At 68.6% G+C, this 26,318-nt stretch carries 23 protein-coding genes; 19 read left to right on the top strand and 4 right to left on the bottom strand.

The genetic code is table 11. From position 1 onward, the window contains the following. Positions 1-88: 88 nt before the first annotated feature. The 3 genes from ACX93N_RS07160 (at position 89) to ACX93N_RS07150 (ending at position 6,079) form a co-directional block, all read left to right on the top strand. On the top strand, positions 89-1,549 hold the full coding sequence (locus ACX93N_RS07160; RefSeq protein WP_459427718.1) for a hypothetical protein: 1,461 nt from the start codon (positions 89-91) through the stop codon (positions 1,547-1,549). A 102-nt stretch (positions 1,550-1,651) separates the two neighbouring features. Continuing rightward, positions 1,652-2,536 carry a peptidylprolyl isomerase gene (locus ACX93N_RS07155; RefSeq protein ID WP_459427717.1) on the top strand — a complete coding sequence of 295 codons (885 nt, stop codon included), beginning with the start codon at positions 1,652-1,654 and terminating at the stop codon, positions 2,534-2,536. 36 nt (positions 2,537-2,572) lie between these two features. After that, complete coding sequence (locus ACX93N_RS07150; RefSeq protein ID WP_459427716.1) at positions 2,573-6,079, top strand: glycosyltransferase; 3,507 nt, start codon at positions 2,573-2,575, stop codon at positions 6,077-6,079. Here ACX93N_RS07150 and ACX93N_RS07145 read toward each other — a convergent pair. Beyond that, positions 6,076-7,023, bottom strand: coding sequence for an acyltransferase (locus ACX93N_RS07145; protein ID WP_459427715.1), 948 nt, complete (start codon positions 7,021-7,023; stop codon positions 6,076-6,078). The two genes, ACX93N_RS07150 and ACX93N_RS07145, sit on opposite strands and share 4 nt — an antisense overlap. Between ACX93N_RS07145 and ACX93N_RS07140 the strand changes: the two genes are divergently transcribed. The 10 genes from ACX93N_RS07140 to ACX93N_RS07095 are packed head-to-tail and all read left to right on the top strand — an operon-like array spanning position 7,013 to position 17,127. Continuing rightward, entirely contained in the window at positions 7,013-7,663 is a 651-nt protein-coding gene (locus tag ACX93N_RS07140) for a hypothetical protein (RefSeq protein WP_459427714.1), read from the top strand. The two genes, ACX93N_RS07145 and ACX93N_RS07140, sit on opposite strands and share 11 nt — an antisense overlap. A gap of 34 nt (positions 7,664-7,697) precedes the next feature. Further along, a complete protein-coding gene (locus ACX93N_RS07135) occupies positions 7,698-8,735 on the top strand; it encodes a hypothetical protein (protein ID WP_459427713.1) in 1,038 nt (345 codons plus the stop codon). Continuing rightward, positions 8,729-9,424 carry a hypothetical protein gene (locus tag ACX93N_RS07130; protein ID WP_459427712.1) on the top strand — a complete coding sequence of 232 codons (696 nt, stop codon included), beginning with the start codon at positions 8,729-8,731 and terminating at the stop codon, positions 9,422-9,424. The genes ACX93N_RS07135 and ACX93N_RS07130 overlap by 7 nt, the downstream gene beginning before the upstream one ends. Continuing rightward, positions 9,417-10,808 carry an AmpG family muropeptide MFS transporter gene (locus tag ACX93N_RS07125; RefSeq protein WP_459427711.1) on the top strand — a complete coding sequence of 464 codons (1,392 nt, stop codon included), beginning with the start codon at positions 9,417-9,419 and terminating at the stop codon, positions 10,806-10,808. Before ACX93N_RS07130 ends, ACX93N_RS07125 begins: the two co-directional genes overlap by 8 nt. Further along, a complete protein-coding gene (locus tag ACX93N_RS07120; RefSeq protein WP_459427710.1) occupies positions 10,805-11,524 on the top strand; it encodes a hypothetical protein in 720 nt (239 codons plus the stop codon). The genes ACX93N_RS07125 and ACX93N_RS07120 overlap by 4 nt, the downstream gene beginning before the upstream one ends. 27 nt (positions 11,525-11,551) lie before the next feature. Next, on the top strand, positions 11,552-12,577 hold the full coding sequence (locus tag ACX93N_RS07115) for a glycosyltransferase family 2 protein (protein WP_459427709.1): 1,026 nt from the start codon (positions 11,552-11,554) through the stop codon (positions 12,575-12,577). Further along, positions 12,574-13,389 carry a class I SAM-dependent methyltransferase gene (locus ACX93N_RS07110; protein WP_459427708.1) on the top strand — a complete coding sequence of 272 codons (816 nt, stop codon included), beginning with the start codon at positions 12,574-12,576 and terminating at the stop codon, positions 13,387-13,389. Before ACX93N_RS07115 ends, ACX93N_RS07110 begins: the two co-directional genes overlap by 4 nt. A 16-nt stretch (positions 13,390-13,405) precedes the next feature. After that, positions 13,406-15,196, top strand: a complete 1,791-nt coding sequence (locus ACX93N_RS07105) for a sulfatase-like hydrolase/transferase (RefSeq protein ID WP_459427707.1) — start codon at positions 13,406-13,408, stop codon at positions 15,194-15,196. Position 15,197: 1 nt separating this feature from the next. Then, a complete protein-coding gene (locus ACX93N_RS07100) occupies positions 15,198-16,193 on the top strand; it encodes a phytanoyl-CoA dioxygenase family protein (protein WP_459427706.1) in 996 nt (331 codons plus the stop codon). Positions 16,194-16,197: 4 nt separating this feature from the next. Next, complete coding sequence (locus tag ACX93N_RS07095) at positions 16,198-17,127, top strand: glycosyltransferase family A protein (protein ID WP_459427705.1); 930 nt, start codon at positions 16,198-16,200, stop codon at positions 17,125-17,127. Here the strand turns inward: ACX93N_RS07095 and ACX93N_RS07090 are convergent. Together ACX93N_RS07090 and ACX93N_RS07085 are read right to left on the bottom strand one after the other, a co-directional pair. Continuing rightward, entirely contained in the window at positions 17,099-18,217 is a 1,119-nt protein-coding gene (locus ACX93N_RS07090; protein WP_459427704.1) for an acyltransferase family protein, read from the bottom strand. The two genes, ACX93N_RS07095 and ACX93N_RS07090, sit on opposite strands and share 29 nt — an antisense overlap. Then, entirely contained in the window at positions 18,214-18,594 is a 381-nt protein-coding gene (locus ACX93N_RS07085; protein ID WP_459427703.1) for an MGMT family protein, read from the bottom strand. Before ACX93N_RS07085 ends, ACX93N_RS07090 begins: the two co-directional genes overlap by 4 nt. 28 nt (positions 18,595-18,622) lie before the next feature. On the opposite strand from ACX93N_RS07085, the gene ACX93N_RS07080 reads away from it, so the two are divergent. From ACX93N_RS07080 to groL, 3 genes are all read left to right on the top strand, one after another. Beyond that, the gene (locus tag ACX93N_RS07080; protein ID WP_459427702.1) at positions 18,623-19,072 is read left to right on the top strand and encodes an FxsA family protein; all 450 of its coding nucleotides are present in this window, start codon (positions 18,623-18,625) and stop codon (positions 19,070-19,072) included. Positions 19,073-19,223: 151 nt separating this feature from the next. Then, positions 19,224-19,514: a co-chaperone GroES gene (locus tag ACX93N_RS07075; RefSeq protein ID WP_035515397.1), complete on the top strand. Its 291-nt coding sequence runs from the start codon at positions 19,224-19,226 to the stop codon at positions 19,512-19,514. A 59-nt stretch (positions 19,515-19,573) separates the two neighbouring features. Continuing rightward, positions 19,574-21,217, top strand: a complete 1,644-nt coding sequence (gene groL, locus ACX93N_RS07070; RefSeq protein WP_459427701.1) for a chaperonin GroEL — start codon at positions 19,574-19,576, stop codon at positions 21,215-21,217. A gap of 421 nt (positions 21,218-21,638) precedes the next feature. On the opposite strand, the gene sodB is transcribed toward groL, so the two are convergent. Further along, on the bottom strand, positions 21,639-22,220 hold the full coding sequence (gene sodB, locus ACX93N_RS07065; protein ID WP_459427700.1) for a superoxide dismutase [Fe]: 582 nt from the start codon (positions 22,218-22,220) through the stop codon (positions 21,639-21,641). Positions 22,221-22,477: 257 nt separating this feature from the next. Between sodB and ACX93N_RS07060 the strand changes: the two genes are divergently transcribed. Genes ACX93N_RS07060 through sbcB form a run of 3 tightly spaced genes read left to right on the top strand, consistent with a single transcriptional unit; the run spans position 22,478 to position 26,262 of the window. Beyond that, positions 22,478-23,269 carry a hypothetical protein gene (locus ACX93N_RS07060; protein ID WP_459427699.1) on the top strand — a complete coding sequence of 264 codons (792 nt, stop codon included), beginning with the start codon at positions 22,478-22,480 and terminating at the stop codon, positions 23,267-23,269. A gap of 25 nt (positions 23,270-23,294) precedes the next feature. Then, entirely contained in the window at positions 23,295-24,818 is a 1,524-nt protein-coding gene (locus ACX93N_RS07055; protein ID WP_459427698.1) for a fumarate hydratase, read from the top strand. Position 24,819: 1 nt separating this feature from the next. Beyond that, on the top strand, positions 24,820-26,262 hold the full coding sequence (sbcB, locus tag ACX93N_RS07050) for an exodeoxyribonuclease I (RefSeq protein WP_459427697.1): 1,443 nt from the start codon (positions 24,820-24,822) through the stop codon (positions 26,260-26,262). The last annotated feature ends 56 nt before the right edge of the window (positions 26,263-26,318 follow it).

Raw genomic sequence — 26,318 nt, 5'->3', positions numbered from 1 at the left:
AAACATTAGGAGTCTCCGAATGAAAAGCAACTTTAAGCCCTTGGGCATTGCCGCTGCGGTAGCCGTTGCATCTGCGGGATACGCAAATGTGGCCTCCGCCCAGACGGTAGCCAACAACGCGCTGGGTGACCTCGCGCTGGTTCCGTACTACACGGTCAACGGTGACTGGCTGACGGGTATCCACATCGTCAACACCAGCCCGCGCACGCAGGTCGTCAAGTTCCGTTTCCGTCGCGCCACGGACTCGCTGGACGCCCTCGACTTCAACATCGTCATGTCGCCCTACGACGTCTACGCGGGCTACCTGTCCGACGACGAGAACGGCGTCATCTCCTGGCAGGCCGACGACACCACCTGCACGGTTCCGGCAGCGACCGGCGGCAAGCTCACCATGCCGTCCATCTACGCTGAGGGCGCCGACTCCGGCTACGTCGAGATCATCGGCATGGGTTCGCCGACGCTGGACACGGTTACCTCCGCTGACAACAGCGTCCTGTCCCAGGCGGCCAAGCACGTGTCCGGCACGCCGACCGACTGCGCAGCTGTCCGCTCCAACTTCTTCGCCGACGGCGCGGCCGGCAGCACCCGCGGTGTGGTCAGCAACGCGGCGACCTACCAGGACAGCGCCGACGACGACCTCGACGGCGACGTCACCTACGAAAGCACCGGCGACGTCCTGAAGGTCTCCTACTTCATCCGCGACAACGCCTCCGGCGTTGAGTTCGGCGACAACGCCGTTCACATCCAGGGCTTCCTGGCCAACGCGCAGATCTCCAACCAGCAGTACGGCTGGCTCTCCGGTGATCTCGACGGCTTCGACTTCCCGGACCTCGACGGCGGTGTGCCGACGGCCGGTCCCGCTGCAGAGCGTGGCCGCTTCGAGGATCTGCGCGATGGTACTGTTCTCGGCGTGAGCTCGCTGATCAACGAGTGGACGGCCAACTCCGCCAACGGCGCGGCCCTGGACTGGGTGGTCACCATGCCCGGCCAGTACACCATGCTGGACCTGCCGCAGTACGTCGCATCGCTGGATGACGAAGACGAGGACTGCCTCCGCGGCACTGCCGACGGCGAAATCGCCTGCGACAACCGCGACATCCCGGTCGAGGCCTCCATCGTGCCGTTCAACCGCGAAGAAGCCACGCTGACCGATCCGGAAGGCGACCTGGTCGTTTCCCCGGCACCTCCGGGTGAGGTAGCGCGCCTGACCCTGCCGAAGGAGACCAACGTCATCAGCTTCGGCGGCAACAGCGTGCTGGGCGTGTCCGACGTCGACGTATCGGCCGACCTGGGTCAGCCCTACGGCTGGCTGGCACTGGCCGTTGACTCCGCGCAGTCCTACCTGAACGGTGCGACTGCGGTCTGCGACTGGGACACGGCGGGTGACGTCGACAGCGGCTACAGCGCTGCCGCCGGTGCGGCCCTCGACATGACCTGCAGCTCCGTCAGCGGCAGTGTGCCGATGATCGGCTTTGCTGCCTGGGCACGTCAGGTTGCCGCCAACCCGGACGCTTCCTACGGCCGCATCGTAGGTCACAGCTTCAACTAAGGTTGTAAGCTGGCTGGCTATCTCGTGTAGCCAGGTCTGATCGGGCCGGCGCCTTCGGGCGCCGGCCTTTTTTTTGACAGTCCAGACACTTTCAGGTGGTCCATGCTGCTACGTACCCTTTCCATCCTGTTTTTCCTTGCCCTGGCACCGACCCTTGCCCGCGCCGAGGTCGTGGTCGCCGACGAGGGCATCGAGATGACCCGCGAGGAATTCGAGGTGGTGCTCGAGACCTCCCCGGAGAAGATCAAACGGCGCGCGGCCAATGACCTGGGGGATCGCTTCGAGCTCATTACCCAGCTGCTCGCCACCCGCAAGCTGGCGGCAACCGCCGACGACCTCACCCCGGACGACCCCGGCTACTGGGAGCTCCGCTTCAAGCTCCTGCAGGCCCGGGAGCAGTTCATGTTCCAGCGCCTGGTCGACGAACGCCAGGAGCCCGATTTCGAGCCGCTCGCGAAGGAGCGTTACAAGACCGAGAAGGAGAAGTACGCGCGCTACCCGGAAACGCGCGCGTCGAGCCATATCCTGTTCCGCTCGCCGCCGGGGCAGGACCGCACCGAGCTGCGCGAAAAGGCGGCGCAGGTGCTGGCCGAACTGCGCGATGGGGCGGACTTCGAGGCCTATGTCGAAGAATACTCCGAGGACCCCGGTTCCCGGCAGCGGGGCGGTTCCCTGAACCGCTGGATCCGCCTGGGCGACCCCGATATCACGCCGCCTTACTCCGGTGCGCTCTTCGAGATCGACGAAGTGGGCGGTTACTCCGAGGTAACCGATTCGCAGTTCGGCCTCCACATCATCCGCCTCGACGGGATCCGCGAGTCCGGCTACCTCCCTTATGAGCGGGTGCGTGCCCGCATCATCAAGGATCTGCGCGCGGAGTTCCGCACCCTCGCTGCGAAGGAAGTGCGTGCGCGCTTCAACCTCACAGACGATGCCTTTATCGACGGCGAGGCCATGGAAGAGCTTTTCGCCCCCTACAAGGACTAGGGGAGGGCGTTGTCCCGGCAGACGCAGGAAACGCTGATGGCCGCGCCCGTCCTGGTGCTGGGCATGCACCGCTCGGGGACTTCGCTGGTTGCCCGGGTCCTGGCCGAAGCAGGTCTCTACGCGGGCCTGCCCGGCGACATGCTCGCCGCGCAGGCTGACAATCCCCTCGGCTTTTTCGAGCGGCGCGACCTGGTAGCCGCGAACGACGCACTGCTTGCGGAAAGGGAGGCGAGCTGGTTCGATCCGCCGGCGGACCCGCTGCGTGGCGATGTGCCCGCCGTGGCGACGGTACAGCGTGCGCTCGCCGAGGGCGTGCCCGCAGAGGCCGGTACCTTTCTCAAGGACCCGCGTCTCTGCCTGACCTGGCCTGCGTGGACGGAACAGGGAACCGTGATCCTGTACGTCTACCGCAACCCGCTCGCGGTGGCGGATTCGCTGCGGCGCCGCAATGGGTTTCCCCTGGCCTATGGGCTGGCCCTGTGGGAACACTACAACCGCTGCGCCCTCGAGGCCCTCGCGGGGCGGCCCCACGTCTGCGTATCCTACGACGCCATTGCCGCCGACCCGGCGGAACTCGAGCGCCTCCTCGAGCACCTTGCCGGGCTCGGCCTGCCCCTGGCCGCGCCCGCGCCCGGGGACCTCTTTCAGCCCGCGTTAAGGCATGCGGCCGCGGCCGACCAGTTCGCCGAGCGGGAGCGGGCGCTGCAGACCTTCGAGCAGACCCTGCTCGCCGGCTACTGCGAGAACCTCTGTGCCGGCGGGCCCCGGGCCGCGCTGCCCCCGGCCTCGCCGTCGCTGTTGCCGCGGCTCCGGGACTTCGCTGCGGCCCTGGCGCCGCTGGCGGAAGTCGTCGAGACGGGCAACGCGCGCCGCGAAGCCGAGTCGCTGGTCAAGGAGCGCACCGGTGAGCGGGACCGCGCCCTGGAGCGCCTTCGCGCAACCGAGACGGATTATGCCGGGCTGGTGGCTGCCCACGACACGGAGCGGGGCGCTCATGCCCGGCTGCAGGCCGTGCACGAGACCCTGGAGGCCGAGCACGAGGCCCTGGCAGAGGCACATCGCAGGCAGCTGGGGGCCTATGAGACCCTTGCCGAAGACCACCGGGCCCTGGAGCAGCAGCGATCGGAACTCCAGGCGGCGCACGACGCGCTCCAGCAGAAGGCCGATTACCTGTTCCACACGCTGAGCGAGGCCTACGGCAACCTGCAGGCTTTCGAGGCATCGCCGCTGGGGCGGATCCAGCGGCAGGTGTCGCGCGCCTACAAGCTGCTGACCGGCCGTCACGGAACGGCCACCAGTTACGACAGTTTGATCATCGCCGCCCGGGGACACGCGCAGGATTTCGACCTGCCCGGCCCGGAGGTGCGGCCGAACCGCCTGGCGATGGCCGCCGATGTGCTGCGCTACGTCGCGCGCAACCCGGCCGGCTCCGCCCGCAGCCTGAGCTGGCCGCGGCTGAAGCGCGCCGCGAGCGTCTTCTTCCGCAGTTCACCGGAGGATCTGCGCGTCTGGATCCGGGCGCGCTTCCCGGACCAGGCCGGCGAGCGGCTCGTCTTCGACCCGAAGGCCCTGGACCCGGACCTGGATACACTGACGCTCGCCTTCCCGGCCTGCGACCGGCCCCGCGTCTCGATCATCGTGCCTGTCTATAACGACTACCGGGTGACCGCGCACTGCCTGAAGGCCCTGCACGAGCACCTGGGTGACACGCCGGTGGAAATCATCGTCGCGGACGACGGCTCCACCGATCTCACCACCAGCCTCGGAAAGCGCATGCAGGGGGTGAAGGTGGTGCGCGGCGAGAATGCCGGTTTCCTGCGCAACTGCAACCGCGCGGCCCGCGAAGCCCGCGGCGACTTCGTGCTCCTGCTCAACAACGACACGGCGGTCACGGCCGGCTGGCTGGAACCGCTGCTGGCGGTGTTCGAGGATGCCGCCGTCGGGGCGGCCGGCCCCATGCTGCTGTTCGGTGACGGCAAGCTGCAGGAAGCCGGCGGGATTCTCTGGCGTGACGCCTCGGGCTGGAATTTCGGGCGCGGGGATGACCCGGAGAAGCCGGCCTACGGCTATCGCAAGGACGTCGACTACGTCTCCGGCGCCTGCCTGATGGTGCGCCGCTCGCTCTGGGACGAACTCGGTGGCTTCGACGAGCGCTTCGCGCCCGCCTACTACGAGGACGCGGACCTGTGCTTCGCGGTCCGCGCCGCCGGCTACCGCGTGGTCTACCAGCCCGCCTCGCGGGTCTTTCATTTCGAGGGCGTGAGCAACGGCACGGACCTGAACGCAGGGGTCAAGAAGCACCAGGTGCATAACCAGGCCGTCTTCGCCGGCAAGTGGCAGGCCGTGCTGGACGCCGAGCACTTCGAGAACGCCGAGCATGTCGTCTGGGCCCGGGATCGCTCGCGCGGGCGTCGCTGCGTGCTGGTCATCGACCACTATGTACCCCACTACGACAAGGACGCGGGCTCGCGCTCCACCTTTCTTTACCTGCAGCTCCTGCTGGCCCTGGGCTACCGGGTGCAGTTCATGGGCGCCAATTTTTTCCCCCACCAGCCCTATACGCGGGCGCTGCAGCAGCTGGGGGTGGAAGTGCTGGTGGGAGAGTCCGTCGCCCGGGATCTCGACGGCTGGTTCAGCGAGCACGCCCCCTACATCGACGAGATCTTCCTGCACCGGCCGCACGTGGCGGAGCAGTTCCTGCCCCACCTCGCGAAGCTTTCCCCGCGCCCGCCCGTGAGCTTCTTCGGCCACGACCTGCATTACCTACGCATGCGGCGCGAGGCCGCCGTCCTCGACGCCCCCGCGCTTGCGAGGGAAGCCGAAAGCTGGCGCAAGCGCGAGTACGCCGTGTTCGAGCAGGTGGACCGGATCTATTACTTCTCCACGGTGGAGATCGACGAAATCGCCCGTGAACGGCCGGGCCTGGCGCTGCGCACCGTGCCTCTCTATGCGTTGCCGGACCACCTGCTCCCGGACTACGCGCCGTCTCAGCCGCGTCATGTGCTCTTCGTGGGTGGCTTCAATCACCCGCCGAATGTCGATGCCGCGCGCTGGCTGGCGACCGGGATCCTGCCCCTGGTCAATGCGGCCTGCCGGGACGTACACGTCCACCTGGTGGGCTCCAATCCGGGCGAGCAGGTGCGGGCGCTGGCCTCAGCGCAGGTGACCGTGCACGGCTACGTGAGTGACGGGGAGCTCGCCGCGCTCTATCGCCAGGTGGGGCTCGCCGTCGTGCCGCTGCGCTACGGGGCGGGCGTGAAGGGCAAGGTCATCGAGGCCGTACAGCACAATGTGCCGCTGGTCACGACCCCTGTCGGTGCCGAGGGCATTCCCGATGCGTGCCAGGTGCTGAGGGTGGCGGAGAGCGCGCAGGCGCTTGCGGAGGCCATTGTCGGGATCATCGAAGGCAGCGCGGAGCCGGCGACGCGAATGGCGCGCTACGGTGACTGGCTGGCGGCCCATTTCAGCCGCGGGCAGGCGGAAGCCATGCTGCGTCGCGACCTACCGCCGCCGCTGCGCGAGACTGCTGCCGGCGCGGGTTAGTCGCCTGAGCCCGGGCCGTCCGGCTGCCGCTCTGCGCCTGGCGGAAAGCGCGCGAGGAAGGCGGCGGCCCGGGCCCTTCCCGTCTCCGACCCGTCCCAGGCCCAGTAGCGGGTACTGTCCACGCGGAAGGTTGCCGGTATACCCCGGGCGACGGCGCAGCGGGGCAGGTTCCCCGTGACCACGCTGCCGAAGCCGACCCGCGCGAAGGCGCCGATGGTTACGTCCTTGAGCACGGCACTGCGCTCGCCCAGCCAGGCGTGCGGCTCGATCAGGATACCCCGGGCCGGCGCGTTGGTGATCTCGCCGCTGTCGCAGTCCAGTACCGGGTGCCCGTCACTGTTGCGCAGCGTGACGTCCGCAGCGAACAGGCAGCAGTCGCCGACGACCAGTGCCGGTCGTCCCGGGGACGCCTCCAGGCCGGAGATCCAGGTTCCCGGCCCGGTCACCGCCACGTCGCTGCCGCAGGCGACCAGGTCGCCGGGCTGCCGGGAGCGGATCGTGAGGTCGTTGAAGCTGCAGTTATCCCCGACGTAGAGCGTGCTGCCGGCACCGCGCAGCGCGGCGCGCAGCGTGCCGCGCAGGTTGTTGCCGATGAACACCCGGGCCTGGCCTTCAGCGGGCGGGACCAGCGTTACGCGGGCATCGCGAATGCCGTCCCGAAGATACAGCGCCACCCGCTCCGGGGCGCCCTCCACGATGATGCCATTGGCCGCGAACTCCGCTGCCGGGACCGCCCGCCACCGCCCGGTGTCCGTGGTGAAACCGGTAATGGCCTCGGCGATGGTGGCGTGATCGATCATGTCCGCAGTGTAGCGGGCCGCCGCGCCACTGTCCCCACTGCTGGCCGCTCTTTCCGCGCCGGTGGTACACTGCGCGGCACGCTCGGCAGCTGTCAGCCGGGCGCTGCTCAACGATTCCCGGGGTTCCCGCGACGTGGTTTTCAACGACGAACTGCTGTTTCTTCATGTCCCGAAAACGGCGGGCATGGCGGTCAGCGAGGCGCTAACGCGCAGCCTGCGCGCGCCCGTCTACTACGCCGTACAGGCGGGGCACGAGGGTGACCTCGCCGGGCGGGAGGGCGTCCGCGTGGTCACCGGGCGCCGGCACCAGAACCTCGCTACGGTGGACGCCTGGTTCGCCGGGCAGGGCCTGCCGCACCGGGTCGACCGCTTCCGCCGGGTGCTGGTCATGGTGCGCAACCCCTACGCCATGGAGGTCTCCCGCTACCACTACCTGCGCAACGGGCACCCCTGGGACCGTGGCCGCGCCCAGGAGCTCGCGCTCGCTGGCGACTTCCCGGCCTTCGTGGCGGAATCGCGGTGGTGGTTCGATTTCCGGGACTACTACACGGTCGACGGCTTCGTCCCGGATAACCTCCTGGTCGCCCGCCAGGAAGCGCTGGGCAGCGCCATCGCGCTTGGCTGCGCGGACTGCTTTTCAGCACCCTTCCGCGCCGAGGCGGTCAACACCACGCAGCGTCACGACTACCGCGACTACTTTACGCCCGAACTCGAGCCCCTCGTCTACCGCAAGTACCGGTGGGTGTTCGACAAGGGATACTACGCCCGTGAAACCTTTGCCTGAAACCGGGCTCCCCGGTGGCCCGGGAGCCTGAGCCGTGCGCGCCGTCATCCACATCGGCACCGAGAAGACCGGTTCCAGCTCCCTGCAGGCCTACCTGTCGCGCGGGGCCCGGGAACTGGCCGCGTCGGGGGTGCACTGCTGCGCCAGCGCGGGGAGAGGCAACAACCGGGCCCTTGCTGCGGCCTTCATGGCCCCGGACGAGAGCGATGACTATACGCGGCTTCATGGGCTGGACGATACCGAAGCGCGCGCCCGCTGGCGGCGGGACTTCCTCGAGGCCTTCGCTGCCGAGGTCGCCGGCTGCACGGCGGACCTGTTCGTCATCACGTCGGAGCATTTCCACTCCCGGCTCCTGGAACCCGCGCAGGTCGCCGAGCTGGCTGCCTTCCTGCGGCCTCGCTTCGACGACATCCAGGTGCGGGTCTACCTGCGCCGCCAGGATGAGCTGGCGCTCAGCTTTTACAGCCAGAAGCTGCGCGCCGGCTTCATCCCCCCCACGATCCTGCCCATCGCCAACGTCCGGCGGCCGCGGCGCAGCCCGCCCCCCTACTTCGACTTCGAGGCGCTGCTCACGCGCTGGGCCGATGCGTTCGGCGAGGCGGCCGTGCATCCCTGCCTCTATGACCGCAGCCTGCTCCACGGTGGCGACGTGGTCAGCGATTTCTGCCATTTCGCCGGTCTGCCGCTCCTCGACCTGGCCCTGCCGGAACCTGTCAACACGGCCCTGTCCGCACCGGCACAGGCCGCGCTGCTGCGCTTCAACGAGTGCTGCGCCGGCGATCGCGAGAGCCGCGACCGGCACCGCCCGACCCGGGATGCCCTCGCCGCCTGGCTGCAGGCTAACGGCGCCGGCGCCGGCGCCAGCGTGCTGCCGCCGCGGGCGGAAGCCGAGGAGTTCTATGCCGCCTTCGCCGCCGGTAATGCCGCCGTCGCGCGGCGCTGGTTCGGCCGCGAAAGGCTCTTCCCGGAGGACTTTTCGCGCTACCCACGGACCCCGGCCCCCGTGGACTGGGAGCGTGCCGCCGAGCTCCTCGCCGGCTTCGCGGCCAGCCGGGACGAGCCCGCATGCTGATCTCCCTGCACCTGCCCAAGACGGCGGGGACAAGCTTCCTCGGGCTCCTGGAGGCGGTGTATGGCGACGGGCTGCTGCGCGATTACCGGGACCGGCCGATCAACCGCTCCGTGGCGACGCGGCGGCTGCGCGCCCTGGGCGGTTGCCTGCGCCTCGCGCTGCCGCCGGCCCGTGTGCGCGCCGCGCGCTGTATCCACGGTCATTTCCTGCCGCTCAAGTACGCACTGCTGCCGGCGCGGGAGGGCCGCCACTTCGTGGTCTGGCTGCGCGACCCGGTGGAGCGTCTCGCGTCGCACTACCATTACTGGCACCGGAGCTACAACCCTCTCGATGCGGGGCGCCTGCACCGGCAGGTCGTCGAGGAGCGCTGGACCCTGGAGCGCTTCTGCCTCGGGCCGGAACTGCGCGACATGTACAGCGCCTTCCTCTGGGGCTTCCCGCTCCGGCGTTTCGACTTTGTGGGTATCACCGAGCACTACGATGAAGATGTGCGCTATTTCAGCGAGCATTTCCTCGCGGGGGCGCAGCCACCGGTCACACCGCGCAATGTGAACGCGGACCAGGAGCACGGCAGCCGCGGCGCCTACATCGCCGATCCGGCTTTCCGCGCCGAGGTGGAGGCCTGGCATGCGCGGGACATGGCCCTCTACCGCGAGGCGCTGGCGCTGCGGGCCGCGCGCTGTGACTAGCGCCGGCGGGCAGGCATCCTCCTGGCGTGCCGCGCTCGGGGTCTACGCCCGCAAGCCGGTACTGGTCATCAGCCTGCTCGGCTTCTCGGCGGGACTGCCGTTCCTGCTGGTCTTCTCCACGCTCACGGCCTGGCTCCGCGACGAGGGGGTGGCCCGCACGGCGATCGGTTTCTTTGCCTGGGTAGGCCTGACCTACTCGCTCAAGGTCCTCTGGGCGCCGGTGGTGGACCGGGTGCGCCTGCCGCTGCTGACGGCGTTCCTCGGCCAGCGCCGGGGGTGGATACTCCTCGGCCAGCTGGGCATCGCCGCCGGGCTCGCCGCCATGAGCCGGCTCGACCCGGCGGCGTCCCTGGCGCCCATTGCCGTGGCGGCGGTGCTGGTGGCCTTCTCCTCCTCGACCCAGGACGTGGCGCTTGATGCGTTTCGTATCGAATCGGCGCCCGATGAAGAGCAGGGCGCACTTTCCGCCGGCTATATCTTCGGCTACCGGGTTGCCCTGCTGGTCGCGGGCGCCGGGGCGCTCTACATCGCCGATGCAAGCGGCTGGTCCGCGGCCTACCTCGCCATGGCCGGGCTGGTCGCTGTGTGCATGGCGGCAACCCTGTGGGGCGACGAACCGCCGCACCGGGGTGCGCTGGAGCAGCAGCGCATGGACTCGGCCATGGTCGACCAGGTCATGGGCCGCCCCATGCACCTGGAGCGGCGCGCCTTCTGGCAGCGCCAGCTCCTCGGCGCGGTGATCTGCCCCTTCCTCGAGTTCCTGCAGCGCTACCGCCGCTTCGCCGTCGTGGTGCTTGTCTTTGTCGCCGTGTTCCGGCTCTCGGATATCGCCATGGGGGTGATGGCCAATCCCTTCTACCTGGATCTCGGCTACAGCAAGTCGGAGATCGCGAGCATCGCCAAGCTTTTCGGCTTCTTCATGACGGTCGCCGGTTCCGCGCTCTGCGGCCTGCTGGTGCTCCGCTTCGGCATCCTGCGGCCGCTGCTGCTCGGCGCGGTCCTTGTCGCCGCGACAAACCTCCTCTTTTCCCTCCTCGCGCTCGAGGGCGGTACCGTGACGCCGCCGATCCTGTGGCTGGCGCTGGTGATCAGCGCGGACAACCTGAGCGGCGGTATCGCGGCCACGGCCTTCGTGGCCTACCTCTCGAGCCTGACGCACCGAAGCTACACGGCGACCCAGTACGCCCTGTTCAGTTCGCTCATGACGCTACCGGGCAAGTTCATCTCCGGTTTCTCGGGCTGGCTGGTGGACAAGAGCGGCTATCCCTGGTTCTTCGTCGTGGCGGCCGCTCTCGGCATCCCGGCGATCACCCTGGTCCTGGTGCTCATGGCACGGGAGCGCCGCCAGGGCCGGGGCGCGGCCACAAGGGAGCAGGCACCGTGAGTCCCGCTGCGCCCGCGCCGCAGCGGCTCATCGCCGTCGTCGGCATGCATCGCAGTGGCACCAGCTGCCTGACCGGCTCCCTGCAGCGCGCCGGACTGGCCCTCGGCGAGGTGCACGAGTGGAACCGCTACAACCTGAAGGGCAACCGGGAGAACCAGGCCATCGTCGACCTCAATGATGCCGTGCTCGCGGCCAATGGCGGCAGCTGGGATGCGCCGCCGTCCCGGGTACGCTGGAGCGCGGCACACAAGGCGCGGGCCCGGGAGATCCTCGCCTCCCTGGCCGATGCGCCGGTCGCCGGCTTTAAGGACCCGCGCACGCTCCTCGTGATCGACGGCTGGCTGGAGCTGTACCCGGCCATGGAATTCGTCGGCGTGTTCCGCCACCCGGCAGCGGTCGCCGCGTCCCTCGCCAACCGCAGCGGCATGGAACGGGACATGGCCCACGGCCTGTGGAAAAACTACAACCGGCGGCTCCTGGCGCTGCGCCGGGGGCGGGGCTTCCCCCTCGTGGATTTCGACGTCGACGCTGCCAGCTATCGTGCTACAGTAGAGCGGCTCGCTCGCGAGCTCGGCCTGGATGCCGCGGGCGTTGCCGAGGAGCCCTTCTTCGAGGAGGGGTTGCGCAAGGCCAGCGGCAGTGACCGCCTGCCCCTGGCGCTGCACTGGCTCCACGGCCGCCTGCGCCGGGCGGCGCGGGCCACCATAAGACCATAAGACCACGGCAAGAGGGCCCTCCGCGCCATGATGCAAACCGTGAGGAATGCTGCCGGGCGGCTGCGTCCGCCGAAGCTGAGCATTGTCGTCGTCGTCTACCGGATGGCCCTGCAGGCCAGGAATACCATCCGTTCGCTGCTGCCGGATTACCAGCAGGGAGCCAGCCCCGGCGATTACGAGGTGCTCATCGTCGAAAACCGCTCGGGCGAGTTGCTCGACCCGGGCTTTATAGCGGGCCTGCCAGCCAACTTCCGCTACCTGCTTCGCGACGAGACGGCGCCAACGCCGGTGCACGCGGTAAACGAGGGTGTTCGCCGGGCCCGGGGCAGCAACGTCTGCGTGATGATCGACGGCGCGCGCCTGCTGACGCCGGGCATCGTCCACGGCCTGCTGGCGGGTCACCGTCTCCACGACAGCGCGATCGTCGCCGTGCCCGGCTATCATATCGGCTCGGAGCTGCAGCAGCTCGCCGTCGCCAACGGTTACGATGTGGAGCAGGATCAGCAGCTCCTGGCGTCCATCGACTGGCCGCGAGACGGCTACCGGCTCTTCGACATCGCCTGCTTCAGTGGCTCCTGTGCCGGCGGTTTCTACCTGCCGATCAGCGAGAGCAACTGCCTGAGCATGCCCCGGCGCGTGTGGGAAGAACTCGGCGGCATGGACACGCGCTTCGACCTTCGCGGCGGCGGCATGGTCAACCTCGACCTGTACAAGCGCGCCTGCGAGCACCCGGGCGTACAGCACGTGATGCTGCCCGGGGAGGGCACCTTCCACCAGTTCCACGGCGGCGTGACCACTGGCGGCGAAGCGCCGGAGGCACGCGAGCTGTTCATCGACGAGATCAAGGCCCAGTACCGCCGGCTCCGTGGCCGCGACTATGCGAGCCCGCGGACGAGCCCGCTGTTCCTGGGCGAGCTGAGCCCGAACGTGCACCGCTTCGTACAGTACTCGGCAAACCGGCTGGCCGGTGCCGGCGAGCCGTCGGCACCCTGCGAAGCACCGGTACTGCTCCACGACACGGCGCGTCGCCAGCAGCAGGGTAGCGGAGGATGAGTGCTATCTACTTCCCGCCCTCCCTGCGCGGTTTCGAGCCGCGGCGCATGGTCTTCAGCACCTGGGTCGACCACCTGCCCTTTGCCTACGACCTGGTGGAAGCACTGCGGCCCCGCATGGTGGTCGAACTCGGGGTCTACAACGGCCTGTCCTTTTTTACCTTCTGCCAGGCGCTGCAGGACTTCGACGTGGACGCCGTCGCCTATGCCATCGACACGTGGGAGGGGGATGCGCATACAGACAGCTACGACGAATCCATCTTCCGCGACGTGCAGGCCCATGCCCGGGAGCATTACCGCGGCTTTGCGTACCTGCTGCGCATGCTTTTCCAGGAGGCACTGCCGCAGTTCGAAGACGAGAGCATCGGTCTCCTGCATATCGACGGCCTGCATACCTACGAGGCGGTGCGGGAGGATTTCGAGAGCTGGTACCCCAGGGTCCAGCCCGGCGGTATCGTGCTGTTCCACGATGTCATGGCGCGGCTGCCCGAGTACGGCGCCTGGCGCTATTTCGAGGAACTGATGGCCTCGCACCCGGAGACGTTCCGCTTCGACCACGGCTTCGGCCTCGGGGTGTTGCGCAAACCGGGCGGCGAGCGACCGGTCCATCCGCTGCTGGAGCTCCTCTTCACCGGCGATGCTGCGGCGCAACACAAGCTCCGCCAGTTCTATGCGCACGCCGCCCATTTTCTCGAGGCGCGCCGCCAGGCCGCACGCTTCCGTGCGCTGCGGGGTCAGGGTGCCAAGGGCGGCCAGGGCAAGGAGCGGCCCGCGGGCAACGGCGAGCCGGGACGGGGTGCGGCAGAGGGCTGATCCCCGGCCGCGGCGCTTGCGGCTCGCCGGTCTCCTGCTCCTGCTCCTCGTGCCGGCGGCGGGGCAGGCCGCTCCCAATATCCTGTTCATTCTCGCGGACGACCTCGGAGTCGACGCCGTCGGTGCCTTCGGCGCCGCCGATGCGCATACGCCCCATATCGACCGGCTCGCCGCCGAGGGCACGCGCTTTACCCGCCACTACGTAGATGCCAGCTGTGCGGCGACCCGCGTCGGCCTGCTGACGGGGGCGTCACCGGCCCGGTCCGGTTTCCGGCCCGCGGGCCTCGGTATCAGCCCGGAGACACGAACCTATGCCGACGCGCTCCGGGCCCTCGGCTATGCCACCTGGCATGTCGGCAAGTGGCACGCCGGCTTCGCCTCCCGGCTGGCCTGGCCCCGCCAGCAGGGCTTCGATCATTTCCATGGTTTCCTGAACCAGTTTCTCCTGCGCCAGCCGGGAGACGCCACCGGGTGGCAGCTGCGCCGGCCGACCTACCGGGACCCCTGGCTACAGCGCGACAACAAGCCGCCGCAGCAGGAGCCCGGCTTCCTCACAGACCTGATCGTCGATGCGGCGGTGGCGCGTATTCGTTCGGCACCCGGTGACCGGCCCTGGCTGCTCAATGTCTGGACCCTCGCACCGCACACGCCACACGAGGCGCCGCCGGCGATTGCGGAGCGCTACCCGGATACGCCCCGGGGCCGCTATCTCGCCATGGTCGAGGTGCTGGACCGGGCGGTCGGCCGATTGCTCGCGGCGGTCGAGGAGGCGGGGGTCGCCGACAATACGCTGATCCTGCTGGCCGGCGACAACGGCACCGATGCGCGCTTCCTCCCGGCCGCGCCGCCGCTCCCCGGCAGCAAGGGCCACCTTCACGAAGGCGGCCTGCGAACGCCCCTGGTCGTGCGCTGGCCCGGGCGTGTGGCCGCGGGGCGCAGCGACGACCGGGTCGTTGCCTACACGGATTACTTCGCCACCCTGGTCGCGGCGGCCGGTGCCCCCGCGCCGGGCCCGGCTTTTCTCGCCGCGCCGAGGGTGCGAACAGACCCCCTGTTCTGGGAAGCCGGCCCGGGGCCTTATCGCCGGTGGTCCGCGCTGACGCCGGATGGGCGCTGGCGCCTGCTGGGCTCGACCGGCGACGCACCGCAGCTCGTCGCCGTGGAGGAAAACGCCAGCGAGCCGCCGGTGGTCGGCGCGCTGATCGCTGCTTACGAGCGCTTTCGACGCGAAGCCGCTGTCGTTCATTATCGTTTCCTGCCCCGTGGCGACAGCGGGCACGGTATCCTGACCGGTGATGCGCTGGCACGAGCACCCGGCTACGGCGGCCGCACCGCCGTTTTCTGCCTGGCCGCGCGCGACTTACAGCCAGCGCAGGTGCTGCTGGACCAGGCGCCCCTGTGGTCGCTAAGCCTGGAGGCGGGGCGCGTCACGGCGCGGGTCGGCCAGCTGGAAGCCAGTGGCCCCCTGCCGGCGGGGCCCACGACGGCCCTGCTGGTCGACAGCCGCTTCAACCATGCCCCCGCATTCCCGGCCGAGGCGCGCGCCCGGCTGCGGCTCTATGCTGACGGCCGGCTGCTCGACGAATCGACCATCGAACAGCCGGTTCTTCCCCTTGATGTCTACCATCGCCCGGCATACCTTGGCAGCGATCGCGAGGGCGGGTCGCCGTTCCTGGGCCGCCTCGGCCGCCCGCTGCTGTTCAATGACGATCTGGAATCGCTCGCCGGAGGGGACAGTGCCAGCGCGCTGGCCGGTAGGCTGGGGGCGAAGGGCTGTGCCGCGATCCGCGCAGGAGAGGATGCTTGAGATGGAAACAGCGACTGCCGGAACCGCCGCGCTGCGCCTGCGAGAGCTGCTCGCGGCGAACCGCAAAACGCCCTGCGCAACGCTTGAACGGGATATCATCGATCTGCGCCTGGCGGCTTTCCGCGAGCGGCGCTGGCCTGCGCCGCGCCGTGGAACGATCGATGATCCGCCCCTGGCGCGAAGGGCGACCCTTTCCGACATTCCCGCTTCGGCGCTGGACGCCGAGGTTCTCCGCGACGGGATCCAGGGCGCCGGTGGCGTTATCGTTCGCGGGCTGGTTGCGCCGCCCCGGGTCGAAATGCTGCGCGATGCGCTCGACAGGGCCTTCGAGGCCCGGCGCGATGCGGCGGCGGGGCGGGCGGCGGACGCCCGGTGGTATGGGCGTGCATCCGGTGTCAAGGGTGCGCCGCAGCAGTTTGGCGCCCTTGGCGGCAACAGCGAGCGAACGACAGGCTCGCTCTGGGCGGTCGACTCGCCAGCCGCCGCCTTCCTGCTCTGCGAGCTCTACCACGCTTTGCAGCTACCCACGCTGCTCGAGGCCTATCTCGGGGAGCCCGGTGTGCTCTCGGTAAAGAAATGGGTGCTGCGCAAGGTGGAGCCAAAGCCCGATCGACAGGCCGGGTGGCACCAGGACGGGCGCTTCCTTGGCGATGGCATCCGCACTGTCAACCTGTGGATTGCCCTGAGTGCTTGCGGTGAGGGTGCGCCGGCACCGGGCATGGAGCTGGTCGGGGGGCGAGAGCCCGTCATTCACCCGACGGGTACCGATGGTTCCTATTTTGACTGGACCGTGGGCCCCGGCCTCGTGGACAGGCTGACGAAAGAGCGGCCGCGCCTGTATCCGCGGTTCGCGCCCGGGGATGCCCTGTTTTTCGATCATTACAACCTGCACCGTACCGGCGGCAGCCCCGACGACACCGAGCTTCGTTACGCCGTGGAGTCCTGGTTCTTCGCCGCCTCCACGGCGCCGGCGAAACAGCAGCCCCTGGTGCTCTGACGCCGTGAAGCTGTCGATCGTCCTGGTACGCTACGGGATGCAGCGCGAGCTGCCCCGCACCCTCGAAAGTCTTGCCCGCGATTACCAGCTGGACGCGGCGTCGCTCGACTACGAGATACTGCTGGTCGACAACGGTTCCCCGGCGCCGCTGGCACTGGACGACGCGCTCGCGGCCCGGGTGCCGTTGCGCCAGTTCTCCGTACCTGAGCCCGAGCCGAGCCCCGTAATGGCGGTGAACCTGGGCGCGGCCGAGGCCCGCGGGGAGCTCCTCTGCATCATGATCGACGGCGCCCACCTGCTTACCCCGGGGGTGTTCCGCTGGTCCCTGCGCGCCGCCGCCGCCTTTGCCGAGCCGGTGATCGCCGTGCGCTACTTCTACCTGGGTCCCGGCGACCAGCCGGAAACGGTGTTGAACGGCTACGATCAGGCGCGCGAAGACCGGCTCCTGGCGCGCATCGACTGGCCAGCGGATGGCTACCGGCTGTTCGAGGTCGGTGCGCCACTGCGCGGCGGCGCCAGCCACACCACCTGGTTCAACCGTATGTTTGAGTCCAATTGCCTTATCCTGCGGCGGGAACTGTTCGAGCGGCTCGGCGGCCTGGACCCGCGCTTCGACCTGCCCGGCGGCGGCTTCGCCAACCTTGATTTCTTCAAGCGGGCGAGCGAAGCCGCCGGGGCCGAGCTTGTGCAGCTGGTTGGGGAGGGGAGCTTCCACCAGGTGCACGGCGGGGCGACTACCAATAGCGGACCGGAGCGGCGGGCGGCACGCCTCGAGGCCTACCGGGAGCAGTACCGGGCCTTGCGCGGCAACAGCGAGTTCACGACCGCTGCCCCGCTCAACTTCCTCGGCCATCTGCCCACGGAGGCCGCCAAGATCCATCGGCGCCGGCCGCAGCAGGCCGCGGTCAGCGCGCCAGCCGCCCCTTCAGGTTGAGGAAAGGCAGCTCCACGAAGCGCCAGGTCACGGCTGCGAGGGCGAGCGACAGCGTCGCGCCGAGGAGCGGCCAGCCCCACGCCGCGAGCGAGCCCGCGTAGTTCTCCACGCCGGCCTTCGCCGGGAAGATGAGGTAGAAGAGGATCGGCACGTGGTTCAGGTAGATCGAGTATGACAGCTTGCCGACCCACGCCAGCGGCCGATTGATCATGAGGGTGCGAGCCGGGAAAGGGCCGGCGAGCAGGAGCAACAGCAGCGCCGCCCACAGCGCGGCTTCGAGGCTGTGGTGCAGGTGCCAGCGCTGCTCGGCGGCGCGGTCACCCATGGCGGTGACCGTCTGGAGGAGAAACGCCAGGAGAACGAGGCAGAGCAGGGTGCCGGCGAGGCGCTGCCAGGCCGGCGCCCGGGCGAGCCGGGCGCTGTGCAGCGACAGCCAGGCCGCGGCAGCACCGAGGAGGAACGCCGGCAGCCGGGCGAAGAGTGATTTCGTGAGCAGGAAACCCTTGCTCTCCCCGCCGCCAGTGACAAGCACCGCGTAGGCGAAGCCCCAGGCCAGCAGCAGGGCCAGCAGCAGCCGGCGACCGCCCGGCCCCCGGCAGGCGAGCCAACCGGCGAGCGGCAGTACCAGGTAGAACTGCACCTCGGTGATCAGGGTCCACCAGACCACGCTCCAGGGGAAAACCTCGAAACCGAGGAAACGGAACCACAGGGCGGGCAGCACGCGCCCCGGCTCACCGCTGGCCAGCATGGCGACGGCGACGGCGAGGTAATAGAGCGGCAGGATGCGCAGGGCCCGTGCCACCAGGTAGTTGCGTGTAGCGGGCGGCGGCCGCGTCCCTTGCAGGCTGCGCAGCCAGGGGCGGCTGAGCAGGAAGCCGCTGAGCACGAAAAACAGGGTCACGCCCGTATTGCCCGCGACGACGAAGGCCAGCCAGGGCGGAATCGGCTCGCGGGCGCCTCCCCCGACAGAGATGCCCCAGGCGTGGAACAGGAAAACCAGGGTAATGGCCCAGCCGCGCAGGCACTCCAGCTCAAGCTGGTAGTCGTCGGGCCGGCGGACGCCGGCGCGAAGGCCCGGGCCGCTGCTCACGGCTGCCAGCGACAGGCGGCGAAGGGCAGGCGGCCGCTGGCGGATACGGTGATGCCTTCCTCGCCGAGGCGTCGCCGCTGCTCGCGGCCGGCCCGGGTTTCCGGTGGCAGCGACAGCCGGCCGCCGGCGCCCACGACACGGTGCCAGGGTATGCTGCTCCCATCGGGCAGCGCGCGCAGGGCGCGCCCGACGCGCCGGGCGGCCCCCGGCAGGCCGGCGAGGCGGGCGACATCGCCATAGCTGCAGACCCGCCCGGCGGGGATGCTTGCCACCACCAGCCAGATGCGCTCGTCGATTGTCGGGTCCGCCGCCATGGCGGCAGCTTGCCCCCGCGCCGGCAGGCTGGCAAGCGCGCCCTGCCCGGGCATCCCTTGCATTAGCGCCCCCCGCCCCCATACTGACCCCATGAGATTGTTGCTCCTGCTATTGCCGTGGCTGGAACTGTTCACCCTGATCCAGCTCGGTGTGGCCACCAGCGCCGTCGCCGCCCTCGCCTATGTGTTCCTCACCTTCGTCGCCGGCCTCGCACTCCTGCGTCTGCAGGGCCGCGACCTCTTCAACCGGCTCCGCGAAGCCCAGGAGGGGCGGCTGTTCGGCCCGCAGATCTTCGTCGACGACATGGCTGTGGGGCTGGCAGCGCTGTTGCTCATGGTGCCCGGGCTGATCACGGACACGCTGGCCCTGCTGGTGCTCATCGGGCCGCTCAGGCGCCGGCTCTCCCGCTGGCTTTTCGGTGCCCCGGCCGCAGAGGACCCCTACGGGCCGGGCCATACGGCCCGTGACTGGCGCCACGATGCGACCATCGAGGGGGACTACACCCGTGTCGATGAGGATGACAGTACCCCGCGCCAGTAAAAAAGTCTTTAAAAACAAATGCCTGCCTCAAAATTTAGCACTCGGCCAAAAAGAGTGCTAAAAATCCCTTGAAAAGCGAGCCCCGGGCCCCAATAGATGCGACAGGCCCCGCCAGGGGATTGATAACGTTGTTAGCTTGGAGAAGTAGCCAATGAAAATCCGTCCGCTGTACGACCGCGTGGTCGTTCGTCGCAAGGAAGAAGAGGAGACCACCGCTGGAGGTATCGTCCTGCCCGGCTCCGCCAAGGAAAAGCCGAACCAGGGCGAGGTTGTCGCGGTAGGTGACGGCAAGGTGCTCGACAACGGCGAACAGCGCCCGGTGGCCGTCAAGGTCGGTGATACGGTGGTTTTCGGCCAGTACGCCGGCAGCAACACCATCGAGATCGATGGTGAAGAACTGATTCTCATGGGCGAAAGCGAGATCTACGCTGTCGTGGAGTAAGGCTCCCACGCCCGATCTGACCCTGATCTGACAAGTAACGAACGAGCAAGGAACGAATCATGGCAGCAAAAGACGTATTTTTTGGTGATGAAGCGCGCCACCGCATGCTGGATGGCGTCAACATCCTGGCCGATGCAGTCCGCGCCACCCTCGGCCCCAAGGGCCGCAATGTCATCCTGGACAAGTCCTTCGGTGCCCCGACCGTGACCAAGGACGGTGTCTCCGTGGCCAAGGAAATCGAACTCAAGGACAAGTTCGAGAACATGGGTGCGCAGATGGTCAAGGAAGTCGCCTCCCAGGCTTCCGATGCCGCCGGTGACGGCACCACCACCGCAACGGTCCTCGCCCAGGCCATCGTCAACGAAGGTCTCAAGGCCGTGGCCGCGGGCATGAACCCCATGGACCTCAAGCGCGGCATCGACAAGGCCGTGGCCGCTGCGGTGGAAGCCATCCAGAAGGCCTCCACCCCCTGTGAGGACGGCAAGGCCATCGCCCAGGTCGGCACCATCTCCGCGAACAGCGACAAGGCCGTCGGCGACATCATTGCCGAAGCCATGGACAAGGTCGGCCGCGACGGCGTCATCACCGTCGAGGAAGGTTCCGGCCTCGAGAACGAACTGGACGTGGTCGAGGGCATGCAGTTCGACCGCGGCTACCTGTCGCCCTACTTCATCACCAACCAGGACAACATGAGTGTCGAGCAGGACGATCCCTTCATCCTGCTGGTGGACAAGAAGATCTCCAACATCCGCGAACTGCTGCCGCTCCTCGAGCAGGTCGCCAAGGCGTCCAAGCCGCTGGTCATCGTCGCCGAGGATGTCGAGGGCGAGGCACTGGCCACGCTGGTGGTCAACAACATGCGCGGCATCGTCAAGGTTGCAGCCTGCAAGGCACCGGGCTTCGGTGACCGCCGCAAGGCCATGCTTCAGGACATCGCGATTCTCACCGGCGGCACGGTGATTTCCGAGGAAGTCGGCCTCGACCTCGAGTCCGCGACCCTCGAGCACCTGGGCCAGGCCAAGCGCGTGACCATGGACAAGGACAACTCCACGATCATCGACGGCGCCGGCGACGCCGAGGCCATCGAGTCCCGCATCAAGGAGATCCGCGTCCAGATCGAGAACACCAGCTCCGACTACGACCGCGAGAAGCTCCAGGAGCGCGTGGCCAAGCTCGCCGGCGGTGTTGCCGTGATCAAGGTCGGCGCTGCCACCGAGATCGAGATGAAGGAGAAGAAGGCCCGCGTCGAAGACGCGCTGCACGCTACCCGCGCGGCCGTCGAGGAAGGCGTGGTGGCCGGTGGTGGCGTCGCGCTGATCCGCGCCATCGACGCGATCCATGGCCTGAAGGGTGACAACCACGACCAGGACATCGGCATTGCCGCTGCCCTGCGCGCCATGGAGAACCCGCTGCGCCACATCGTCAGCAACGCCGGCGACGAGGCCTCCGTGGTCCTCGACAAGGTCCGCCAGGGCGAGGGCAACTACGGCTACAACGCCGCGACGGGCGAGTACGTGGACATGATCGAAGCCGGCATCATCGACCCGGCCAAGGTCACGCGCACGGCCCTGCAGGCCGCCGGCTCCGTGGCCGGCCTGATGATCACCACCCAGGTGATGATCGCCGACGCCCCGGAAGACAAGGCACCGGCAGCCCCGATGCCCGACATGGGCGGCATGGGCGGCATGGGCGGCATGATGTAAGCGCCCCCCGCGCCTGACGAAAAACCCGGCCTTCGTGCCGGGTTTTTTTTGCCTGAGTGTCGGGCGATCGAGGGCTGTCACGGTCGCGGAAGGGAGGGAAGAAGGAGGTTTAGCGCTTGCAGCCATGCCCGACGGGTGGCCGACCGCAAGCTGCTCATCGCAGTTTCCCGGGACGGCTGCTGGAGCTTGCCCCCAGTCGCTCCCCATTTCACGCTTTGTGGGGGCAAGCTCCAGCCGCCGCCCCTACCGCTTCAGTATTTGAAGTACGCTGGGCGCGAGGGGGGACTGCGGGAGTCTTCTCTCACAAAGCGTGAAATGGGGAGCGACTGAGAGAAGACTCCCGCAGTCCCCCCGAATCCGTGCGAAAAGCAAAAAAAAGCCCTCACGAGGAGGGCTTCTTCTTTGGAACGCTGAGAGCGTCTTACTTCATGTTGGACGCAGCGAACTCCCAGTTGACGAGGTTCCAGAACGCTTCCATGTACTTCGGACGGGCGTTCCGGTAGTCGATGTAGTAGGCGTGCTCCCAGACGTCGACGGTGAGCAGCGGGGTGACGCTGTCGTCGGTGAGGGGGGTGCCGGCGTTGCTGGTGTTGACGATGGCTACGGAGCCGTCGCCCTTCTGTACCAGCCAGGTCCAGCCGGAGCCGAAGTTGTTCACGGCGCTCGCGGTGAACTCCTCCTTGAACTTGTCGAAGGAGCCGAAGGCCGCGTCGATGGCTTCGCCGAGCTTGCCCGTGGGCGCGCCGCCGCCGTTCGGGGACAGGCAGTGCCAGTAGAACGTGTGGTTCCAGATCTGGGCCGCATTATTGAAGACGCCGCCCTCGGCTGCCTTGATGACCTCCTCGAGGGGCTTGTTTTCCATGTCCGTGCCGCCGACGAGGCCGTTCAGCTTGTCCACGTAGGTCTTGTGGTGCTTGCCGTAGTGGTACTCGAGGGTTTCCGCGGAGATGTGCGGTTCCAGGGCGTTCTGCTCGTAGGGGAGGGGGGGAAGTTCAAAAGCCATGGTGTTCTCCTGGGGGTTATCGATGGATGTACCGGGCATACGGCGGTCGGGGGCCTGCCGATCAATGCCGCAGTGCTGTTATCGGGTATAGAATAACACGATCCGCCGCTCCTGTAGGAGGCGCGTCCCGTGCCGACTGCCGACGCAAACCGGCATGCGGCCGGGGTTGCGATGGGTCCCGTGGCCCGGGGGCGCTCCTACAAGGGCCGGCTTTCGGGGGGTATAATCGCGCCTTCATTTCCGAGACGGCGCCTGCCATGTCCCGCGACGACGAACCCGAAGACATCCCCTCCATCGTGCCCACCCGGGACGATGACGAGGTGCCCGCCGCCGCGCCGCGCTCCACGGCAGGCCGGGGTGGCGCGCCCCGCGGCGGGGCTGCGCGGGCCGGGGCGCGGCCGGCGCCGGCGCCCGCCGGCAGCAGCCTGTTCCTGCGTCTGGTTGCCACCGTTTCGCTGGTAATCGCCGCGGTGGCCTGCGCCTGGGCCTGGCAGCTGGAGGAGCGCCTGACCCAGACCGGTTTCGAACTCGAGCGCTACGAAGAGCGCATTGGCGAGCTGGAGGCGCGCCTGTCCGATACCGGCGAGGGCCTGTCGCAGGACACGGCGGCCATGGCTGTGAAAATCAAGGAACTGTATTCGGAAGTCGACAAGCTCTGGGCCTCGGCCTGGCGCCGCAACAAGGCCCGCCTCGACGAGATCGAGGGCACCAACACGAACCAGGGCGAGTCCATCGCCGCACTTGAAAAGGATGTTGCCGCCGCCAGCAGCCAGCTCCAGACCGCGAGCAGCGATATCGCGCGCCTGAAGAGCGTTGCCGGCGACCTGGAGCGCCTCATGGGCAACGCCAGGGCGAACCAGGCGCAGGTCGAACGCGTTGCCGATACGCTCAACCGCCTCGACCTCGAAATGAACCGCCTCGCCAAGCGTGTGGAGGCGAACGAGGGCTGGGTCGAGTCCATCAACGCTTTCCGCCGCCAGGTGAACGCCAGCATCAGCCAGCTCGAGGGTGCCCTGCGCAGCCTGCAGCAGGGCCCCGCCGGCGGCTGACGGCTTTTTCTTTCAAGGAGCGAGCATGAGTACCATCCGCCAGGACGACTTCATCGACAGCGTCGCCGACGCGCTGCAGTTCATTTCCTACTATCACCCGCTGGACTTCGTGCAGGCCGTGCACAAGGCCTGGGCGCTGGAGCAGAACCCGGCGGCGAAGGACGCCATGGCGCAGATCCTCATCAATTCGCGCATGTGCGCCGAGGGCCACCGGCCCATCTGCCAGGACACGGGGATCGTCACCGTGTTCCTGAAGATCGGCATGGACGTGCGCTGGGACGCGACGCTGTCGGTCAGCGAGATGGTCAACGAGGGTGTGCGGCGAGCCTACACGCACCCGGACAACGTGCTGCGTGCCTCCATTCTCGACGACCCCGCCGGCGCGCGGAAGAATACCGGCGACAACACGCCGGCGGTCATCCACATGGAGCTCGTGCCCGGTGACACCGTCGACGTGCAGGTCGCGGCCAAGGGCGGCGGCTCGGAGAACAAGTCCAAGCTCGCCATGCTCAACCCCTCCGACTCCATCGTCGACTGGGTGGTAAAGACCGTGCCGACCATGGGCGCCGGCTGGTGTCCGCCGGGGATGCTCGGCATCGGTATCGGCGGCACGGCTGAAAAGGCCGCGGTGCTGGCCAAGGAATCGCTCATGGATCCCATCGATATCCACGAGCTGCGCGAGCGGGGTCCGTCGAGCCGGGTCGAAGAGCTCCGCCTGGAGATCGTGGATGCGGTGAACCGCCTCGGCATCGGCGCCCAGGGGCTCGGTGGCCTGACTACCGTGCTCGACGTGAAAATCAGGGACTACCCGACCCACGCGGCCTCCCTGCCCGTGGCGATGATCCCCAACTGCGCCGCCACCCGGCACGCGCACTTCGTGCTCGACGGTTCCGGCCCGGCGCTGCAGACGCCGCCATCCCTCGACGACTGGCCCGAGATCACCTGGGACGTGGGCGAGGGCGTGCGCCGCGTCAACCTCGACACGGTGACCCGCGAAGAGGCGGCGAGCTGGCAGCCCGGTGACACGCTGCTCCTGTCCGGCAGGATGCTCACGGGCCGCGATGCCGCGCACAAGAAAATGCAGGAGCTGATCCAGTCCGGCGAGGGCCTGCCCGAGGGCGTCGACCTGCGCGACCGCTTCATCTACTACGTGGGCCCGGTGGACCCGGTGCGCGACGAGGTGGTGGGCCCCGCGGGTCCTACGACCTCCACGCGCATGGACAAGTTCACCGATTTCATCCTCGAGCACACGGGGCTCATGGGCATGATCGGCAAGGCCGAGCGCGGCCCGGCCGGTATCGAGGCGATCAGGAAGCACGGTGCCGTGTACCTCATGGCCGTGGGCGGAGCGGCCTATCTCGTGTCCAAGGCCATCACCGGTGCGCGCGTTGTCGCCTTCCCCGAGCTCGGCATGGAGGCCATCTACGAGTTCGAGGTGAAGGACATGCCGGTGAGTGTCGCCGTGGACGCCCGGGGCACCTCGGTTCACCAGACCGGCCCCGCGGCCTGGAAGGCGAGGATCGAAGAGCAGGCGCTGGAACTGATCTAGCTTGGCCGCGCCGACCTTTTACTGGCACGACTACGAGACCTTCGGCGCCGACCCGGCGCGGGACCGGCCGGTGCAGTTCGCCGGCCTGCGCACGGATGCGGACCTGAACCCCATCGGCGAGCCGCTGACGCTTTTCGCGCGGCCCGCCGACGATTACCTGCCGCACCCGGAGGCCTGCCTGGTCACCGGCATCACGCCGCAGCGCGCCGCGGCGGAGGGGGTGCCGGAGGCCAGGTTCATCACGCGTATCCACGAGGAACTGGCGCGGCCCGGCACCTGCGGCGTCGGCTACAACTCCCTGCGCTTCGACGACGAGATCACGCGCTACACACTGTATCGCAACTTCTTCGATCCCTACGCCCGGGAGTGGCAGAACGGCAACTCCCGCTGGGACCTCATCGACGTGGTGCGCACGGCCGAGGCCCTGCGCCCGGAGGGGATCGAGTGGCCGCTGCGCGAGGACGGGCTGCCCAGCTTCCGCCTCGAGGATCTCACGGCCGCCAATGGCATCGCCCACGAGGGCGCCCACGATGCGCTCGCCGATGTGCGCGCCACGCTGGCGGTTGCGAAGCTGGTGCGCGAGCGGCAGCCGAAGCTCTTCGCCTGGCTTCGCGATCACCGGGACAAGCGCTCGGCGCGGGAGGCCCTGGACCTTGCGACCCTGCGCCCGGTCCTGCATATCTCCGGCATGTTCGGCGCGGCGCGGCACAACTGTTCGCTCATCGTGCCGCTGGCGTCGCACCCGGCAAACCGCAACGAGGTGATCTGCTACGACCTCGCGGAGGACCCGCAGCCGCTGGTCGACGGCGATGCGGAAACGCTCCGCGAGCTGCTCTACACGCGTGGCGAGGATCTGCCCGAGGGCGTGCGCCGGCCGGGACTGAAGAGCGTGCACCTGAACCGCTGCCCCGTGCTCCTGCCGCCGAAGATGCTCGACGGGCGCCTCGCCGAGCGCGCCGGCCTCGACGGTGACCGCTGCCGCCGGCACCTCGCGACGCTCCGGGCCTGGCGGGAGCGCGACGCGCAGGGTGTCACCGACAAGCTCGCCGCGATCCACACGCGGCCTGCCGACAGCGAACGCCGCGACCCGGACCTCGCCCTCTACGGCGGCTTCCTCTCCGATGCCGACCGGCGCGCCTGCGACGCGGTGCGCGCAACGCCGCCGGAGGCGCTAGCCGGGGCCGCCTTCGCCTTCGAGGACGCGCGCCTGCCGGAACTGCTGTTCCGCTACCGCGCGCGGAACTACCCGGAGACCCTCGCTCCCGAGGAGCGGGAGGCCTGGGAGGCCTTCCGCTACCAGCGTCTCTCGGGCGAGGATGATTTCGGCGGCCTGGACCTGGAGCAGTTCAACGAGCGGATCGAGGTGCTTGCGGCCGAGGCCGACCCGCACACTGCGGCGCTTCTCGAGGACCTGCAGGCCTGGGGCGACTCGCTGCTCGCCTGAGGGCCCGTCGCGCCCGTATAATGCCGCCGATCGTCCCACCCCCCGGGACGGGATAC

The sequence above is a fragment of the Pseudohaliea sp. genome (assembly GCF_054552115.1).
Note: the sequence above shows the minus strand (reverse complement) of the source record. Positions and strands in the feature narration are given on the sequence as shown.